A 17819-nucleotide genomic window follows, 5' to 3' on the forward strand; every position below is an offset into this window, starting at 1 on the left:
AGGCGGTACAGATATCCAACTTAACCTGTTACCGCCAATAGCTTTTATCTACTTGGAAGAACCTAAAAATTGGCTCAGTATTTGCAAATATTCTGCGCCCCCGATCTGTGCCACATTAGTGTGACCTCCCTCAGGAACTATGTAAAGCTGTTTCGGCTCCGGTGCTGCCTCAAACATTTTTTTGCTCATTTCCACTGGAACTACATTGTCAGCATTCCCGTGAATAAAAAGCACGGGCATTTGCAGGCGATCGACTTTTGAAAGAGAATCAAACCGCTGTGTCAGCAAAAAATCGATCGGAAACATCCAAAACAGCCCTTTTTGGAAATTAACCATCGCCCGCGTCGAAGTAAAAGAACCTTCTACGATTAACCCCGCCGCCTCAGGGTGACGCACGGCTAGATCGATCGCGATCGCCCCTCCCAAAGAATGACCGTAGATATAAATTTGATTCGGGTTAATCCCCCGCTGTTTCACCAAATAATCCCAAGCAAGTTGAGCATCCTCATAAACCTGAGATTCACTCGGAAAATCGCCCTGGCTTTTTCCATAACCACGATAATCCATCACAAATACCGACAAACCTAATCGATGAAATCGATAAGCATGTTCGACATTTGCTCCCACATTTGAAGCATTGCCGTGCAGGTACAAAACTACCCGCCCTAACCCCCCCTTGTTAAGGGCGGGAACCGCACTGATGGCCCGTTTGTCACTTTGGGGCGTCGCCAGAAACGACTCCCCCTTTCTCGCTTCACCCTTTGCTAGGGGGGGGCTGGGGGGATTTTCCGAGGCAGGAATCCACCACCCGTGTACGCTGTCCACCGCGCCTGTTTTAGTTGGAATGGGCAGCCAGACATCTTGATATTTCAACTGAAAATCATCTGGCGTAGTTTCGATCGCCCGCGCGGGAAAAAAGATAAACTTACCTTGTGCTACAAATAGGAATACACAAGCAGCAGAATAAGCAACGGCCAAAACTATCCCAAAAGCTATTAGCGCTTTAGACACAAGGAATACTAGCAACTTGTTCATAGATAGAGCACGCGGGAAATTAGAGATCGCTCAAAAGCTAATGGCAAATGATTAATTCAGACAATTAGCCAAGATCGATTACTAACTTCCGCCGCCCTATTCCGCCGATTTTCAAAAATTAATGAATTCGGGGTGGTGTAAGTGCCAATTTGTAGACTGTTCGTAAGCGTGAGCCACTTGAAACAACCGAGATTCTTGCAAAACATTACCAATCAGTTGTATACCCACGGGCAGTCCTTTATCATCAAATCCGCAGGGCAAATTCAAAGCTGGCAAACCAGCCAGATTCACGGGAATAGTCATCAAATCTGACAAATACATACTTAGGGGGTCATTGAATTTTTCCCCTGCCTTAAATGCGGTAGTAGGAGCTGTGGGACAGACTAAAACATCAACTTGAGAAAAAGCTTTTTCAAAGTCTTCTTTAATCAAAGTCCGAACTTTTTGAGCTTTTAGATAATAGGCATCGTAATATCCAGCCGACAATACGTAAGTGCCGATCGCAATCCGGCGTTTAACTTCCGCACCGAACCCTTGAGAGCGGGTTTTGGCATACATATCCAAAAGATTATCGGAGTCTGGAGACCGGAAACCGTATTTGACTCCATCATATCGCGCCAAATTTGCCGAAGCTTCCGAGGGAGCAATGATGTAGTAAGTGGGCAAACCGTAGCGGAACCGGGGACAAGAAATGACTTGAATTTCTGCGCCCAATTGTTGAAATTGCTCGATCGCCTTAGTAACAGCGTCTTTAACCCCCGAGTCCAGCCCTACACCAAAAGTTTCTTTAATTACACCAATTCTAATCTGACCCTTCGGTCGCAAACTGGGTCTTAAAGCTTGAGCGTAGTCAGGAATTGGGACATTAAGACTCGTGGAATCTCTCGGATCATAACCGGCGATCGCCCCCAACAAAATCGCTGAATCCTCAACAGTGCGACCAAAGGGCCCGATTTGATCGAGAGAAGAAGCATAGGCGACCAAACCGTAGCGAGAAACCAACCCATAAGTCGGTTTCAGACCCACCAAACCGCAAAAAGCAGCAGGTTGGCGGATCGATCCCCCAGTATCAGAACCCAAACTCACGACGCATTCTCCAGCCGCTACCGCTGCGGCAGAACCGCCAGAAGACCCTCCGGGCACGCGCTCCAAGTCCCAAGGATTCGCGGTAACTTGATAGGCAGAAGTTTCTGTCGAGCTCCCCATTGCAAACTCGTCCATATTCGTCTTACCCACAATCACCGCACCGGCTGCTTGGAGTTTGGAGACGACGGTGGCATCGTAGGGAGGAACAAAATTCTCCAAAATTCGAGAGGCGCAGGTTGTGGGAACGCCCTCGGTACACATATTGTCTTTAACGGCGATCGGGATGCCGGCCAACAGACCAATTTGCTCTCCGGCTGCGATTTGGGCATCCACTTTATGGGCCTGTGCCAATGCGCTGTCTGCCGTCACGCACAGAAAGCTTTTCAACTTCGGCTCTAGCTGGGTAATTCGGTCTAATGTTTCTTGAGTAATTTCCACAGCAGAGCGTTCTTTATTGACCAGTTGTCGGTGCAACTCGCGGATGGATGCCATGCTCGTACCTTTATCATTTCTACTTTGAGACAATACAGTTAATATAACTGGCAATTGTACCTGCTTACAGCCCGAAGGCAAAGTCTGCTATTTTTGTGGCGAAAGTTCGAGCCTCGAAGAGGGTTCCGTAACGCGCGAGCGGTCATTTTATCTACAATAGATTAAATTCCCAAAATCCCACCGGACACAAATAAGCGATCGCGTTTTTTACCTAATCTTTTAAAAAACCAAGAATGCAACTGTATTACGACTGATGCAAAAAGTGGTTTGACTCGAGATTTATATGAGTAAGGGGTAAGGTGTGCAGTGCGATCCCTACATAATTAGGTTCTGGCTCCAATAATGTGTAGGCAAGATCCCAATCATTAGGAAATCAGTCATTCCCCATTCTGTAATCTAAATTCTCGAATATTAGATCCCAGCTTCTCTTCGAGCAACCCACGATTTAGGGTAGAAAAAGATGGCATAAAAAATAAACTAATTCCCGGTCATGACTGCTTTATTCGGGGGAATATTCAGACAAGACTCAAAATATTTGTTCCCAAGAGATGACCAGTTTTCTAAAATTTTATTTAAAAACGCATATTTCTAAGCATCTAAAGCTGATTTTTGAGGTGATTAATTTCCTCCTGAAAATCCAGAAAAAAATGAACTGGGAATAGAAAATCAGGATAATAAAATATTAGAGTATTGCTGCACATACCCTAATAATTAGGGTCAGATTGTGAAGAACTCTTTTTTAGTCAAAAATGACTGAAAGTTATCAGTCATCCAAGTGAATTAATAGCCGCTGCGCGATCGTCGAAGAAAATAGTGAGCAACCTTTTCCCATAAACGCCCATTGTGCCCAGGGTTAAAAAGCCTGTGAGAAATCTGGGGTTCCCAAAAAAGCTCGAAACGCTCACTGCCAGGCCGAGGTCTCCTGTTGCGCGCCCCTGCAAAAAAACAGCAGTCCTTCCTCAAGTACGACTATCCGCGTGTACCTGCGGTAAAAAAAGCTAGGTATTTGCCGCCACGATCCCCAGGAAAATAATTTCATCCGGAATTATCCCCAAAACCAAAGATATATGGTAAGAAGTTCCCGATGCCCCGTTGGAGGAATGCCACCTAAAGCTCACTTAGAATCCCACCTGACGGCAGAGGAACTCAAAATTCGCTACCGGCAGGCACAAAACACCACAGAGTCGCGCCGCTGGCACTTGCTGCTGTTAGTTTCCAGAAATTGGACTATCAAACAAGCAGCCCAAGTCGTAGGCCTCAACTACGACTACGCCAAAGAAATTGTCCAGCGCTACAACCGAGAAGGGCCTAACTCTGTGAGAAATCGCAGCGGAGACCGCCAGCCCCCTCCTGCGAAATCCTTGCTGAATCCTGAACAGCAAGAAGAACTGCGACAAGCCCTGCAAGGCCCTGCCCCCGACGGCGGAGACTGGACAGGCCCCAAAGTAGCTCGCTGGATTGCCGAAAAAATCGGTAGCGATCATGTCTGGCCCCAACGCGGTTGGGATTACCTCAAGCGGTTGGGTGCTGACTGGCGACGGCGGCGCAAAAAGTAGATAGTTCCCAATATTTAAAGGGGGTTGATTGCTTTGGTGCGATCGCTCCCTTTATCTTGGTTATTTTGCCACATTGGCGCGATTAAAACCCTTTTAGATTTGAGATTTTAGATTTGAGATTTTAGATTTGTTCTTCAATCTAAAATCTCCCATCTAAATCTCAAACCGTTTGACTGATGTAACAATAGCTGCTTATATTGAATGTGGTGGTGTTGAGGATGTTAAATATGCTAGATATCAGGTGTTTTTGGTCGATCGCCAACAAGATGGCGGCAGTAGTAGCCGGCATCGGACTGGTTCAGATGTTAACCATCGCAAGTTCATTCTCTCAATCATCTAACCCGCGTTCCCTAGACGAACTCTACAAAATTCGCGATCGGCTGATCACCGAATTAGAACAACCCTCTTCTCCCTCCCCAGAACCAACCCTCCTCTCCGGCTTAGTTCCCTTCGCAGCCAATCCTCAAGAACAACTGCTACAGCAGTTGCAAGCGGTGGAAGCTCAAATATTAGTAGAACAGAGGGCTAAGGACGACTTACAGCAAGCAGTCCGTTTAGCCAACCGAGCCGTAGAAACTAAACGGCAGCCAAATCAGTCGATCGAATCTTCGCAGCAAACTCAATTTTTCTGGCATCAGGCCCTCAACAACTTGCAGGAAGTTCCTCAAAATTCATTTTTAGCTTCGCTAACTGCCTCAAAAACTCAAGAATACCGGGAAAATTTAACAGCAGCAACCTTTCAAGTGCAGCAAGCAAAATCTGATTTTTTGGGTGCGCTGGCGCGGGAAAGCGGTTTGTCGGCTCAAGCTTCGATCGGGGTTTGCAACCTTTCTAGAGAGTGCGTAAACCTCCGGGGCGATGTGCCTCCTGCCAGTCCGGCCAGCTTAATTAAATTGCCGATTGCTGTCGCCCTGATGCAAAAAGTCGAAAAGGAAAAAATTAGTCTTAACCAAGAAGTATTCGTCAATCGGGGTAATTTCACCGAAGACGCATCGGCAAAGATTACGTCCAATCGCAATTACCCGCTACAGCTACTGTTAGAAGAAATGATCTATCGCAGCAGCAATATCGCCACCAATCAACTAATCGATTATTTGGGTTCGGATTACATCAATCAATTTTTAGATAATCGCGGCTACGAAGTCACCCGCGTCAACTTCAAATTGATGGGGGCAAAAATTATGCCTTCCAACCCCGGTTCTGGTCGCAACCGCCTGACTGCTAACGAACTCACCGAAATGATGGTGCAAATTTACAACGGCGAAACACCCGGTGCTAAACTATTAATAGAAACTCTCAACCGCCAGTACGATCACGCTCTGGGATTTGCTGCATTGGAAGGAACTAAAGCTCAGTGGTTGGGCGAAAAAACCGGCCAAAATTCCCGGGTACTCGGCACAACTTTAGCGATGAGCGTTGACGACGAGGCCTATGTGATTACTGTGATTGACAGCCGCAGCGGCGAGCTACAAATGCGCCAGTCTATTTCTAAAATTGCCGATTACATTGTCCGAAACCCCAGCTTTTAACCGCTGGAATATACAATTTATAGCGGGGACAACGCACCGCCCAAACAGTTAAAAAATGCCGCATCACAAACTCAGTGTTTCCGTCAAAGGCAAAGGGTTTCCGATTCTCTGCTTGCACGGCCATCCAGGTTCCGGCGATTGTATGTCCGTCTTCACAGAACACCTATCACAACGCTTCCAAACGATCGCCCCCGACTTGCGCGGCTACGGCAACAGCCGCACCTCAACTTTCTTTGAAATGACCGATCATCTGGTCGATTTAGAAGCACTATTAGACAGATTAGGAGTCGATCGGTGTTTGGTGATCGGATGGTCTTTGGGAGGGATTTTAGCCCTGGAATTAGCCATGAAATATCCCCAGCGAGTCACCGGTTTGATTCTCCTTGCATCAGCAGCCAAACCGCGAGGAAGTCACCCTCCCATCTCTTGGCAAGATAACCTTTACACCGGTTTAGCCGGAATTATCAATTGGGCGATACCCGGTTGGCAGTGGAATATCGATACTTTTGCTAGGCGATCGCTCTTTCGCTACTTGATACAGCAGCATAACGCCACCCCTTACCGCTACTTAGCACAGGCAGGTACCCCCGCCTACCTCAAGACTTCCAACACGGCTACCAAGGCGTTAAATACCGCTCTGAGGGCTGGATACGATCGACTGATGCACCTGGGCGACATTCATTGTCCCAGCTTGGTGCTCGCCGGAGAGGGCGATCGGCACATCACCTCAGAGTCGAGTTTAGAAACCGCCCGCCACCTGCACGACTGTCAGTGGCACTGCTATCCCAATACAGCCCACTTGTTCCCTTGGGAAATTCCCGATCGGGTAGTCGCAGACATTGATCGCTGGATTGAGAGTCACCCCGAAGCAGTTGGCAATTACGAGTGTTGAGTTTTGAGTTTGTCACAAGCAATTTATTACCCAACACTCAAGAGTTTTGAAGTTACAACAACTCACAACTCAAAACCGCACAGCGTTGCGAGGGAAGCGTAGCCCTCTCAAAACTCAAAATTCCCCCTGCTTCTACTGACCGCTCAAAACCGGCCACAGCCCTCCATCACCAAGCTTTCCCAAATCTTCTGCAACAGTCAAAGTAATTGGTTTGCAGCGCTGAATAGAAACACTAACACCTTCTGCCCCTTCATTTTCTATGTCTTCTACATATCCTGCTTTTGCAGCTTCCGCCTCTCCATCGGTTAAGAACGGGCCAAAATAGTAAATGCACCGCGGCGCTGAAGTTTTAACTTCAACCCACCAAGCCAATCCGAAAAAGTTGAGCAAGCTAATCAAGAATTCTTTCATCTGCTGTTCTAATGTATTTGACGGTGTTTTCAGGGTGCTGCGAACACGCCTAGGCTTTTGTTATTTACACACACGTGGCTGACTGCTACCAAGAACCGATCCAAACCTCTTTAAAGCGGATATCTAAATAGATTTGTGTCGAATTCCTGTTTGAACGTAGGGGCCAGGCCCCCTCTACTTTCGCCTGAACCAGTAACGACAGTCGATCGGCTACCCTTACTTGTTCAGGGTGTGGTGCCACTCCCTTGTGAGTGGCATTCACAATAAACTACTCTGTTGTGTTCTTTTTTTCAACTACCTTTACGATCCGTGTACGTGAAACTTTTTGGGCCCGCGCTGACGGTAAATTTCGTATAAAGCCATCCCCGTTGCTACCGAGACATTCAGGCTAGGAGTATTGCCCCTTAAAGGAATTGAAACTAATCCGTCACATCCGCGCTGTATCAAAAGGCTCAAACCCTCAGCTTCACCACCTACCACTAAAACAGTGGGCCCAGAGAACTTGACTGTCTCTACAGATTGACCGACGCCTGCTGCAGTACCATAAATCCAGAATCCAGCCTCTTTGAGTTCTTCCAGCGCCCGGTTAAGATTGACAACCCTCGCCACGGGCAGGCTTTCCAATGCCCCTGCTGCCACTTTTCTCACTGCCGAGGTAATCCCAACAGCCCGCCGCTGCGGAATCACCATGCCCTGAGAGCCCAATGCTTCTGCGGTGCGAATAATCGCCCCTAGATTATGCGGGTCGTTGAGTCCTTCGGCTACCACAATTACTGGATCTTCGCAAGCCGACTTAGCTTTTGCGATCAGTTCGCTCAAATCCAGGTATTCGTAGGCTGATACTTGAGCCGCGACGCCTTGGTGGTTTGCCTTGCGCGTGATGTAGTCGAGGCGCAAATCGTCAACTTCATCAATGATGCTGCCGTTGGTCTTGGCTTCCGTTAGCAAGCTGTGAAAGCGGGGATCGTAGCGCAGGTGGGGGACAACCCAAATCCGGTTGAGGACTTGGTTTGTTTCTAAAGCTGCTTGCACCGCATGGCGGCCGTAAATCATGTCGTCTGTGTCTGCGTCTGGTTGCACGACTGTATTTGAGGCACTGTCAACAGGGCGAGTGTCTCTGTCTTTGTCTCTGTCTCTGAAATGGTTGCCCCGGAATTCTTGCGGGCTATTGTCTTTGTCTCTGTCTTTGTAATAATTGCCCCTGGATTCCTGCGGTCTGCTGTCTCTGTCTCTGTCTCGGAAATTGTTGCGGGCCGGCTGCGGGCTGCTGTCTCTGTCTCTATCTCGGAAATTGTTGCGGGCCGGCTGCGGGCTGCTGTCTCTGTCTCTATCTCGGAAATTGTTGCGGGCCGGCTGCGGGCTGCTGTCTCTGTCTCTGTCTCGGAAATTGTTGCGGGCCGGCTGCGGGCTGCTGTCTCTGTCTCTGTCTCGGAAATTGTTGCGGGCCGGCTGCGGGCTGCTGTCTCTGTCTTGGTAATAATTGCCCCGGGATTCCTGCGGGCTGCTGTCTCTGTCTTGGAAAGTATTATTTCTGCGAATTTCCGGTTGGCTGTCGGAATCGACTCTGCGTTTGAAAATTGCTCTCACGGGCATTTCTCGCGATTGCGGAGCGAAGGTCGATCGCTTTTGAGGCGCGTCTACTCCGCGAGTTTCGGGACGGGGCTTGCGTTCAAAGCGGGCAGAGGATGGTTGTGAGTCCTGACGGCGGCCTTCGCTTTTGAAGGGTTTGCTGTCGGAATTAGATCGCGAGGAGTTTGGTCTGGTAAATTTTCTCATTGGTTTCTTGTGGTCAAAACGTTTTGACTGAAGGCTAATGGATTGTAGATTGTAGATTTTAGATTCTTGATTGAGGGAGCAATCTTGGGGCTTTGAGATTTTAGATTTTCTAGGGAGGGAGCAAGGATTTTGCTGTGTTCAAATTGCTAGTTAATAACTGATAAATCCTGTTTTGCCGATCGAGATTTTTGCGGTTGTATGTTAGCCGTGCAAGGATGGTTAATTAATCCTTCCCCATTCCCAACTCTTAACTGCTTAATCCTTTAAGTCTCAAGATCTAAAAGTCCCAGAAGTTCGGTCAATCTTTCGGGATCGGTGAGATACAAATATCCGACCAAGGTTTCTAAACTGCTGGCTTGTTGGTATATCTCTGGATCTGCTCGCTTAGAACGGCCCGCTGCTGCATTGCGGCCGCGCTTGACAATTGCTAATTCTGTACTGTTCAAGTAAGGAGAGAGCGATCGCAAGTGACGCGCTTGAGTTTCGGCTCGTACTTGCCCCACCACCAATTCGTGATAAGCTTGCAATTTTTTGGGTGGGACTAAGTACGAACTGCGAACGTAGAGTTCGTACACTGCATCTCCCAAATATGCCCAGGCTGCGGGCGAAATCCTTTCTATTTCTGCTGGTGTAGCCCTCGCAGGATGCACTCGATTTAAACTGATATCCGTCAGACTCAGTTTGAGCCCGTCATCTGCGATCGGCGACATACTTTTTTAAATAAAACTTCCGCACAGCTTGGTTTTTCTAGTCACTTACTTATTTCGTCTTTCGTTACTTCAGCAATTATAGCTTTCACAGGAGTGTTCGTTGTCAGATCACGAAGCGAGATATATAGACAAAGCTTGGCGCAAAGACGATCGCACTCCTAATCGCACTCCTAAAAAAGGCTTTTTACCAAATCGGGATGCTCTAATTTTTATACCATTTTTCCGCGTGTTTGCCACACATATTTTACTGCCCCTCCACCGAAACTCTAAGCATCGCGGAGATAGGCGCTGGCGCGTGTCACAGCTTCTGGCTAAATCCGTATTGTCTTACCCGCAAAAAAATAAAAATTTGCTATCCAGCGTTGAGAACCGGATAGCTAATTTAATCCACTTTGGCGTCAAGCATCCTTGACGTTTTTTACCGCCTCATCAACCGAAGGCTGCAAAGACAAAAATTTCTCTAAGCGAACCAGTTTAACAGTCTGAGTTACGCGGGGATTTGAGACAATTTGCAATGTCCCCTCCAAGGTTTGGGCTTTTTTGACAAGTTGCACAAGTGCGCCCAGGCCTGAACTATCCACAAAGTCTATCTGCGACAAGTCCAAAATTACGTGTTTTGGGCTCTCGTCAATACATTTGCTTATTACCTTCCGAAAAGTTGCCTCAGAAAAAGCGTCCAGCAGGCCAGTCAGGCGAAATAACTGATAGTTATTCTTGACTTCGCGAGTGCCTCTGAGGCTAACGGTCAGGGTCAATGACTCAGGAATGACACCCTCCTAGCTAGATATGGCTTAAAGTCGAGGCTTCATTATAGGAGTTTTTTGGTCTTTTGTCTACACTTTTTTTTGGTCAGTGGTTTTTAGTTTTTTTGAGGCAGCAGTCATTAACGGTTGACTGCTGACTGCTAACTATTTACTGCTGGCTACTTTCTGATTGTCTCGCATTGACTGCACGAATCGATCGAATAAATAATCGGCGTCGTGCGGGCCCGGACTGGCTTCTGGGTGGTACTGCACTGAGAAAAGTGGCAGAGTTTTATGCTTCAATCCGGCTACGGTGCGATCGTTCAAATTGAGATGAGTAATTTCTACTTCGGGGACTAGGGAATCGGGGTTGATGGCAAAACCATGATTTTGGCTAGTAATTTCTACTTGCTGAGTTAAACCCGCTGGATGATTCAATCCCCGGTGGCCGAACTTAAGTTTAAAAGTTTCTGCACCCAAGGAAAGTCCCAAAATTTGGTGTCCCATGCAGATGCCGAATACGGGTTTGTCGGACTTTAACAAAGCTTTCGCAGTCGCGATCCCTTCCGTTACCGCCGCCGGATCTCCGGGGCCGTTGGACAGAAAAATGCCGTCCGGGTTGTATTTGAGGATTTCCTCTGGCGACGTGTCAGCGGGGACAACGATGACCCGACACCCGTAACTCGCCAAACGCCGCAGGATGTTGCGCTTGATCCCAAAGTCTAGCGCTACCACCGTCCACATTTCGCCGTTAGCAGGTTTGACTGTAGGACTGAACTCCCAAACCGAGTCCGTGGCTTCAGACCACTCGTAAACCTCGCGAGTGGTGACTTCCTGGACCAGATTCAGCCCGTCCATGCTGGGGGCATCTTGCACTTGCTCCAAAAGTTCCGCCTGGTCGAGAATCGTGGTCGAAATGCCACCGTTGATCGCTCCCACCGTGCGAATTTTGCGAGTGAGGGCGCGGGTGTCGATCCCGTAAATTCCGGGGATATCGTACTGTTTCAGGTAGTCTTGCAGAGATTGCGAGCAGCGCCAGTTGCTGGGGCGGCTGCATACGTTCCGGGCGATCGCACCCCGAATTTGCGGGCGCGAGGATTCTTCGTCTTCTAGATTTACCCCGGTATTGCCCAATTCTGGATAAGTAAAAGTTACAATTTGACCGCAATAGCTGGGATCGGTCAATACTTCTTGGTAGCCCGTCATTCCCGTATTAAATACTACTTCGCCAACGACGGTGGCGTCAGCGCCAAACGACCAGCCGCGGTAAGCAGTACCGTCAGCCAGGACTAGGAGAGCGGGTTGTGCAGTTGAAAGTGACATGGCATCCTTAATTACTTTCGTTTGGTTTAATTCTTACCACTGCCAGCGATTTGATGCTAGTCGGCAATATACAGATATTATTTTAATTTGTGCAAGGGTTCGGCAAAGCAAGGCACCTAGGCCCGAGGCAGAAGCAACAGGTAATCAAAAAGCTGCAACAAGTGCAAATTCTCCCACTCCCCACCCTCGGCATCTCCTAGTCTCTCCATCTCCCTCTGGCGCAGCAATTTATCTGCCAGCAGCTTATGAGGGCCGAAAGTCTAAATCTATACCAAAAGGCAGTTGTCGCTGTTACGATCGAGCTACAGCGTTTAACGAAACTATGGCTAGTAAATCTCCCTTGCCTTTACTCTCAAACTTATACAAGCATCTACTGAACTCTAAAAAACTGTGCAAACCGTTACTGGTTGTAACAACAGCTATTTCTCTGAGCAGTTCAATTTTAATAGGGACTGTTGCCAACTCCTCGCGAGCAGTGGCTCAAGAAAGTGAGGGATGCTTCATGCGGAGCTCGTCAGGCCGAACCCTCAACCTCAGCCAATCAGTCTGCGGTTTTCTCCCCGAAGCATTGAATTCCGCTACTGCGCCCGCAGCGAAGTCTGGAGTATTTCAGGCAAAAATTAAACGCCGAGAGGCTAATATCCCCGTCATAGAAGTCACATTTAACGGCAAACAAAAGTTCGAGATGATGGTAGATTCTGGAGCTAGTGGCACAGTAATTACACCAGCAATGGCTAAAGCCTTGGGCGTTGTTCTCCAGGGAACAGTGCAAGCACAAACTCCGAACGGAGTGGCTACTTTTCCCCTCGGTCGTTTGACTTCTATTGAAGCTGGGGGTCTGGCAGTTAACAATGTAGTTGTCGCAGTCTCGCCGTCGCTAGATATCGGACTATTGGGTCACGACTTTTTTGGTAATAAAGACATAACGATTAAGCAAGATGTGATTGAATTTCGATCGCGCTCTTAAACAGAGGGAAGAAGGAAGAGGGAAGAAGGAAGAAGGAAGAAGGAAGAAGGAAGAAGGAAGAAGGAAGAAGGAAGAAGGAAGAAGGATTTTTTTTACTAACCAACAAGAAGACAAGAGAGAAAAAAGTTTCCCAACTTGAAAAAGTATGAATGCAGAAGGCTGAGTTTTAGACGGTTAGAGCGGGAAGATTTGGGTATTCTAAATTTTTCTTTACTTCTTCCCTCTTCCCTCTTCCCTCTTCCCTCTTCCCTCTTCCTTCTTCCCTCTTCCTTCTTCCTTCTTCCTTCATTTCAAAAACTCAATCAACTGCTGCAACTTCAACCAAGATTCGCCGCTCAATAAAATGTCCTTAGCCATAGAAACTCCTGCTGCGTGAGAACCCATAGGAATTGCGCCTCCCACCTGAAAAGCCAAAGACGCATTCAAAGCTACAACATCCATTTGTGCGGGCGTACCTTTGCCTTGCAAAACGTTCCGCAAAATCTCGGCGTTTTCCTCAACATTTCCGCCTTTTAACGAGCCGATCGCACTTGGTGTCAATCCTACCTTTTGGGGGTCTAAAGTAGTCAGTTCCACTTTGCCATCCGACAAAACGGCCAAATCAGTCACATCTCCCAACCCCGCCTCGTCCAATTTTTCTCTGCCGTGAGCGACTACAGCTAACTCAGTCCCCAACTCGCCCAAAGCTTGAGCAATAGTTGATACCAGACTAGGATCGAACACCCCGATTACCTGCCCTGTAGGGCGCATAGGATTGACAAGGGGCCCTAAAAGGTTAAAAACAGTCCTTACCTTCAAAGTGCGCCGGAGCGACGCTACAGCCTTAAGTGCGGGATGCCACCCAGGCGCAAATAAAAAGGTGATGCCTACTTCGTCTACCGCAGCTTTTACCTTCGCGGCATCGGCGTTGAGGTTGACTCCGAGTGCTTCCAACACGTCAGCAGAACCCACTTTGCTCGATGCGGAGCGATTTCCGTGTTTGGCAACTCGAACTTTGCCGGCGGCGGCCACAAAAGCTACAGCAGTGGAAATGTTAAACGTCGATGCGCCGTCGCCACCTGTGCCGCAAGTATCAATTAATTTGAGATTGGAGATTGGAGATTGGGAATTGAAAACGCTCTCCGACTCACCTGCAAGCGACTGAGAACCCAATACCTGAGCCATTCCTACCAATTCTTGGGCAGAGATGCCTTTGGCTTGGATGGCCGCTAAAATTGCTCCTGAGAGGACGGGGGGAATAGCTTCTGCTAGCCATCCCTGCATCAAGTCGGCTGCTTGGGCGCGTGAGAGAGATTGTCTGTCTAATAGTTGTTGCAGCAGGGCTGGCCACACAGGAGAATCCGCCGTCTGGGTTGAAGCAGGGGATGACTCTGGCGTTGCTAGGAGAGGAGAATCTGTCATTTATTAGTTTCTAGTCAAATTTAGCTTGATCGAGCTTTGCGGCCAAACCGAGAATCGATCGGGATTTTACCAGACTTGCCGACCAAATTTTGCGCGCCCGGGCCCAGATTTTTGCCCAAATGCCAGCACCGCTACAGAATTTTTCCGCCCGCAGCAGCAGAATATGAATTTTTTGATACAACAATTACCCTATTGTTGTGCCAACTTTACATACAAACCCCAGATCGTACAACTGCCAGCAGTCTGGTGTATTATCTATCAGGAATAATACTTAACAGTAACTCAGAGCAGCCAAAGACCGATAAAAGTTTCCGACAGGAGTTGTGGAGAGCAAAAAATTTTAGACATTAGGAGAGCCCCAGATTCATCTGTGGAGTCAATTCTTTAATCTAAAATCTCAAATCTCCAATCGACTGACAGCAAGGACAGCGAGCGTTTAGCTCTTGCAGGCGGGTTAGTTGCCTCGGGTAAGAGTCGATCATACTCTCACCCAAATCCTAAAAATAGAGTCTTGCGGTTGTAGAAGTCGCTGCCTTTTATTCTTGTAACAACATCGTTGCTACTAACTTATTTCAGGGTATTCAACTGCTAATATATTCAGGGAGATTTCAAGGAACGGGTTTTGCTAGAACACCTGCATCGTAGGCACATCAATGTGCCAATGCGAGCGTGACAGCCAGTCAAGCCTCAAATAAATACCCGATCAACTAAACTTTCTGCAGCAACCACTAACAACTAACAGCCCGGTAGGACAGATGAATAAACACACTCGTCTCCGGCTGCGACACCATCTTTCAGCCTAACTAACGGCTCAAATTTAGCAGGCGGTAGACTAAAAATATTCAACTCATACACAAGAGCAGGGTATTCACAAGTGGGAAATCAAAAAGTAGGAAATAAAACGCTAGAATGCCTGAATGTCGCGGAGGCACTGCACCAAATGGAAGCAAAATATTATAGTATGTTTGAAAATGCTGTGTCGGGTATTTTTCAAACAACCCAATCCGGTCGCTACATCAGCGCTAATCCAGCTTTGGCTCGCATCTACGGATATAATTCCGCCGCAGAATTGATGGGCTGTCTGACTGATATCAGCGATCAACTTTACGTCAACCCCGATCGGCGCGATCAATTTGTTTCTGCTTTGCAAGAACAGGGCATCGTATCGGATTTTGAGTCGCAGATTTATCGCCGAGACGGAACAATAATTTGGATCGCTGAAAATGCGCGGGCTGTCTGCGATGAAGCGGGGAAATTGCTCTACTACGAAGGTTTTGTAGAAGATATCACCCAGCGCAAGCAAGCAGAATCTGCACTTCGAGAAAGCGAAGAACGCCTGCGCTTAATAATTGAAGGGGTTAAGGATTATGCTATATTTATGTTAGATACTCATGGGTATGTAGCTAGCTGGAATTCGGGTGCAGAACGCATTTTTGGATACAGAGCGCAGGAAATAGTCGGCAATAATTCGGAGTGTTTTTTCACGAAAGAAGATCTTGAAATTGGCAAGCCCCGAGAAAAATTAATCAGGGCAGTGGCAGAAGGTCGATACGAAAATGAAGGCTGGCGGCTTCGCAAAGACGGCTCGCGATTTTGGGCGAATATTATTGTTACTCCTTTGCGCGATGAAAGGGGAAAGTTGCAGGGCTTTTCTCAAGTAATGCAGGATATTACTGAGCAAAAGCGGGCGGCTGAGGAAAAGATGCAGTTGATTGCTTCTTTGCAGGCGTCGGAAAAAAAGTTTCGCACTTTGTACGAATCGACGACTGATGCGGTAATGCTGCTAGACGAAGAGGGTTTTTTGGATTGCAATCCGGCTACTTTAAAGTTATTTGGATGCAGCACTGAATCGGAGTTTTGTGGCAAGCATCCTTCGGAGTTCAGCCCGCCGCTGCAAACGGACGGACAAGATTCTATGAGTCTTTATCAAGAGTGCATTAATACCGCTATGCGATCGGGAAATTGCCGTTTTGACTGGCGGCACTGCCGTTTGGATGGTTCTGAGTTTCCGGCGGAAGTGCTGCTAACTTCTATGGATATCGGCGGCAAAATAGGGCTGCAAGGCGTGGTGCGCGATATCACTTATCGGGTGCAGGCTGAGGAAGCCCTGAAGCAGGCTAATGAGGTATTGGAATGCCGGGTTAAAGAGCGGACAAGTCAGTTGGAAGAGGCTATTAAAAAGTTGAGTTTATCGGAAGAAAAGTTTTCTAAAGCTTTTAGATCTAGTCCTGATCCGATGATTATTACTACTTTTACTGAGGGTCGTTTTATTGAAGTTAATGATAGTTTTTTGTCGATGACTGGTTACGATTTAGAAGAGACGACCTGGAATACAGTACCGGGGTTAAATATTTGGGTAAGACCTCAAGACAGACTTAATTTTAGGCAACGTTTGCACGAACAAGGTGTTGTTCGCAATCAGGAATGCGAGTTTCGGATGAAGTCGGGATCGGTGGTGGTGTGTTTGCTGTCTGCAGAGTTGATTAATTTGGACGGCGAACTCTGTATGCTAGCGGTGATGACGGATATTACCGATCGCAAACACGCCGAAGAAGCCCTACGGGAAAGCCAGCGGGCTTTGGCGACGCTGATGAGCAATTTGCCGGGAATGGCCTACCGTTTTCGCAACGATGCCGATCGCAGTATGGAGTTTGTCAGCGAAGGTTGCTATCAGTTAGCCGGCTATTCTCCTGAAGAATTTATCGGCACGCGGCAAATTTCTCTCTCGGAATTGACTCACCCGGACGATCGCGATATTTTGTGGAATGCCGTACAAGTTGCGTTGCAAGAAAATCGACCCTATCAGCTAAATTACCGAATTACTTCTAAAAATGGGGAATTAAAATGGGTTTGGGAGCAAGGTTTGGGAGTGTTTTCCGACTCGGGAGAGTTGATAGCTTTGGAAGGCTTAATTACTGATATTTCTGAGCAGAAACGCAGTGAAGAAGCTTTGCGGCGATCGCAAACAGAGTTAACCCAACAAAAACTTCAACTCGAAAATACTTTGCACGAATTGCAGCAAACTCAAGCTCAATTGATTCACACTGAGAAAATGTCTACTCTAGGTCAAATGGTAGCGGGTGTCGCTCACGAAATTAACAATCCCGTTAGCAGCGTTTGTGGCAATCTCGTTCACGTCGGCCACTACACGGAAGATTTGCTGAATTTGCTCGATATGTACCAGCAGCAGTGCCCGCAGCCGTCGGCAGCAATTCAAGATAAAATTAAGGATATCGAGCTAGAGTTTCTGCTAGAAGATTTGCCGAAAGCGATGTCTTCGATGCAGGTTGGGGCCGATCGCATTCGGGAAATCGTGCGATCGCTCAGAAATTTCTCCCGCAAAGACGATTCTCAAATGAGCAAAGTTAACCTGCACGAAGGGATTGAAGGAACGTTGCTGATTCTGCAAAGCCGCCTGAAAGCCAGAGGCAACTATCCCGAAATTGCGGTAATTAAGGACTATGGAAATTTGCCTCTGGTTGAGTGTTATGCTGGGAAAATCAATCAGGTATTTATGAATTTGATCGGAAATGCGATCGACGCGATCGAGGAATACAACGAAGGGCGTTCAGTTGGCGAAGTCAAAGCTAACCGCAGCAAGATTAAAATTAGGACAGAAGTCCAAAACTCCAATGCTGTAATTAGGATTACTGACAACGGCCCCGGTATGCCAGAAGAAGTTTCCCAGCAGTTATTCGAGGCTTTTTTTACCACCAAACCCGCCGACAAAGGCACCGGTTTAGGCCTGTCAATTTCCTACAAAGTTGTCCAAGAACACGGTGGCAAACTGAGCTGTGTGTCTGCACTCGGCCACGGAGCCGAGTTTATCATAGAATTGCCGATCGAACAACCGATCAAACAATCCTAAAGTGCGATCGGGGCGATCGCATCGGGTTCA

General features: G+C 47.7%; 14 protein-coding genes. 6 read left to right on the top strand and 8 right to left on the bottom strand.

The annotated features are described in order from the left end of the window. Window positions 1-48: 48 nt before the first annotated feature. Complete coding sequence (locus D0A34_18035; protein ID UNU20526.1) at window positions 49-1035, bottom strand: alpha/beta fold hydrolase; 987 nt, start codon at window positions 1033-1035, stop codon at window positions 49-51. 111 nt (window positions 1036-1146) lie between these two features. After that, a complete protein-coding gene (gene gatA, locus D0A34_18040; GenBank protein ID UNU20527.1) occupies window positions 1147-2613 on the bottom strand; it encodes an Asp-tRNA(Asn)/Glu-tRNA(Gln) amidotransferase subunit GatA in 1467 nt (488 codons plus the stop codon). Window positions 2614-3713: 1100 nt separating this feature from the next. Here gatA and D0A34_18045 point away from each other — a divergent pair. The 3 genes from D0A34_18045 to D0A34_18055 all read left to right on the top strand — a co-directional run bounded on the left by D0A34_18045 (window position 3714) and on the right by D0A34_18055 (window position 6590). Continuing rightward, complete coding sequence (locus D0A34_18045) at window positions 3714-4169, top strand: helix-turn-helix domain-containing protein (protein UNU20528.1); 456 nt, start codon at window positions 3714-3716, stop codon at window positions 4167-4169. A gap of 227 nt (window positions 4170-4396) precedes the next feature. Beyond that, the gene (locus D0A34_18050) at window positions 4397-5698 is read left to right on the top strand and encodes a serine hydrolase (GenBank protein ID UNU22356.1); all 1302 of its coding nucleotides are present in this window, start codon (window positions 4397-4399) and stop codon (window positions 5696-5698) included. Window positions 5699-5753: 55 nt separating this feature from the next. Further along, a complete protein-coding gene (locus D0A34_18055; protein ID UNU20529.1) occupies window positions 5754-6590 on the top strand; it encodes an alpha/beta hydrolase in 837 nt (278 codons plus the stop codon). 132 nt (window positions 6591-6722) lie between these two features. Here D0A34_18055 and D0A34_18060 read toward each other — a convergent pair whose 3' ends face one another. From D0A34_18060 to D0A34_18070, 3 genes are all read right to left on the bottom strand, one after another. Further along, on the bottom strand, window positions 6723-7001 hold the full coding sequence (locus tag D0A34_18060; protein UNU20530.1) for a DUF1816 domain-containing protein: 279 nt from the start codon (window positions 6999-7001) through the stop codon (window positions 6723-6725). Between the two features lie 300 nt (window positions 7002-7301). Then, window positions 7302-8777, bottom strand: coding sequence for a 23S rRNA (guanosine(2251)-2'-O)-methyltransferase RlmB (rlmB, locus tag D0A34_18065; GenBank protein ID UNU20531.1), 1476 nt, complete (start codon window positions 8775-8777; stop codon window positions 7302-7304). A 263-nt stretch (window positions 8778-9040) separates the two neighbouring features. Then, the gene (locus D0A34_18070) at window positions 9041-9487 is read right to left on the bottom strand and encodes a ribonuclease III (GenBank protein ID UNU20532.1); all 447 of its coding nucleotides are present in this window, start codon (window positions 9485-9487) and stop codon (window positions 9041-9043) included. A 100-nt stretch (window positions 9488-9587) separates the two neighbouring features. Here D0A34_18070 and D0A34_18075 point away from each other — a divergent pair, with 100 nt between their 5' ends. Next, window positions 9588-9899, top strand: a complete 312-nt coding sequence (locus D0A34_18075; protein ID UNU20533.1) for a hypothetical protein — start codon at window positions 9588-9590, stop codon at window positions 9897-9899. Here D0A34_18075 and D0A34_18080 read toward each other — a convergent pair. Beyond that, window positions 9886-10242: an anti-sigma factor antagonist gene (locus tag D0A34_18080; GenBank protein ID UNU20534.1), complete on the bottom strand. Its 357-nt coding sequence runs from the start codon at window positions 10240-10242 to the stop codon at window positions 9886-9888. The two genes, D0A34_18075 and D0A34_18080, sit on opposite strands and share 14 nt — an antisense overlap. Window positions 10243-10395: 153 nt before the next feature. Beyond that, window positions 10396-11553 carry a carbamoyl-phosphate synthase small subunit gene (locus D0A34_18085; protein ID UNU20535.1) on the bottom strand — a complete coding sequence of 386 codons (1158 nt, stop codon included), beginning with the start codon at window positions 11551-11553 and terminating at the stop codon, window positions 10396-10398. Window positions 11554-11875: 322 nt separating this feature from the next. On the opposite strand from D0A34_18085, the gene D0A34_18090 reads away from it, so the two are divergent. Further along, window positions 11876-12520, top strand: a complete 645-nt coding sequence (locus D0A34_18090; GenBank protein UNU22357.1) for a hypothetical protein — start codon at window positions 11876-11878, stop codon at window positions 12518-12520. A 285-nt stretch (window positions 12521-12805) separates the two neighbouring features. Here the strand turns inward: D0A34_18090 and trpD are convergent, their stop codons facing one another. After that, entirely contained in the window at window positions 12806-13921 is a 1116-nt protein-coding gene (gene trpD, locus D0A34_18095) for an anthranilate phosphoribosyltransferase (protein ID UNU20536.1), read from the bottom strand. 874 nt (window positions 13922-14795) lie between these two features. On the opposite strand from trpD, the gene D0A34_18100 reads away from it, so the two are divergent. After that, window positions 14796-17789: a PAS domain S-box protein gene (locus D0A34_18100; GenBank protein UNU20537.1), complete on the top strand. Its 2994-nt coding sequence runs from the start codon at window positions 14796-14798 to the stop codon at window positions 17787-17789. The last annotated feature ends 30 nt before the right edge of the window (window positions 17790-17819 follow it).

The organism is Microcoleus vaginatus PCC 9802, assembly GCA_022701275.1.
GTDB classification, from domain to species: Bacteria; Cyanobacteriota; Cyanobacteriia; order Cyanobacteriales; family Microcoleaceae; genus Microcoleus; species Microcoleus vaginatus_A.

What these genes read in the sequence shown, in the direction of transcription:
- D0A34_18035 (UNU20526.1), bottom strand. Translation starts at nt 1,035, where the DNA reads ATGAACAAGTTGCTAGTATTCCTTGTGTCTAAAGCGCTAATAGCTTTT.
- gatA (UNU20527.1), bottom strand. Translation starts at nt 2,613, where the DNA reads ATGGCATCCATCCGCGAGTTGCACCGACAACTGGTCAATAAAGAACGC.
- D0A34_18045 (UNU20528.1), top strand. Translation starts at nt 3,714, where the DNA reads ATGCCACCTAAAGCTCACTTAGAATCCCACCTGACGGCAGAGGAACTC.
- D0A34_18050 (UNU22356.1), top strand. Translation starts at nt 4,397, where the DNA reads ATGCTAGATATCAGGTGTTTTTGGTCGATCGCCAACAAGATGGCGGCA.
- D0A34_18055 (UNU20529.1), top strand. Translation starts at nt 5,754, where the DNA reads ATGCCGCATCACAAACTCAGTGTTTCCGTCAAAGGCAAAGGGTTTCCG.
- D0A34_18060 (UNU20530.1), bottom strand. Translation starts at nt 7,001, where the DNA reads ATGAAAGAATTCTTGATTAGCTTGCTCAACTTTTTCGGATTGGCTTGG.
- rlmB (UNU20531.1), bottom strand. Translation starts at nt 8,777, where the DNA reads ATGAGAAAATTTACCAGACCAAACTCCTCGCGATCTAATTCCGACAGC.
- D0A34_18070 (UNU20532.1), bottom strand. Translation starts at nt 9,487, where the DNA reads ATGTCGCCGATCGCAGATGACGGGCTCAAACTGAGTCTGACGGATATC.
- D0A34_18085 (UNU20535.1), bottom strand. Translation starts at nt 11,553, where the DNA reads ATGTCACTTTCAACTGCACAACCCGCTCTCCTAGTCCTGGCTGACGGT.
- D0A34_18090 (UNU22357.1), top strand. Translation starts at nt 11,876, where the DNA reads ATGGCTAGTAAATCTCCCTTGCCTTTACTCTCAAACTTATACAAGCAT.
- trpD (UNU20536.1), bottom strand. Translation starts at nt 13,921, where the DNA reads ATGACAGATTCTCCTCTCCTAGCAACGCCAGAGTCATCCCCTGCTTCA.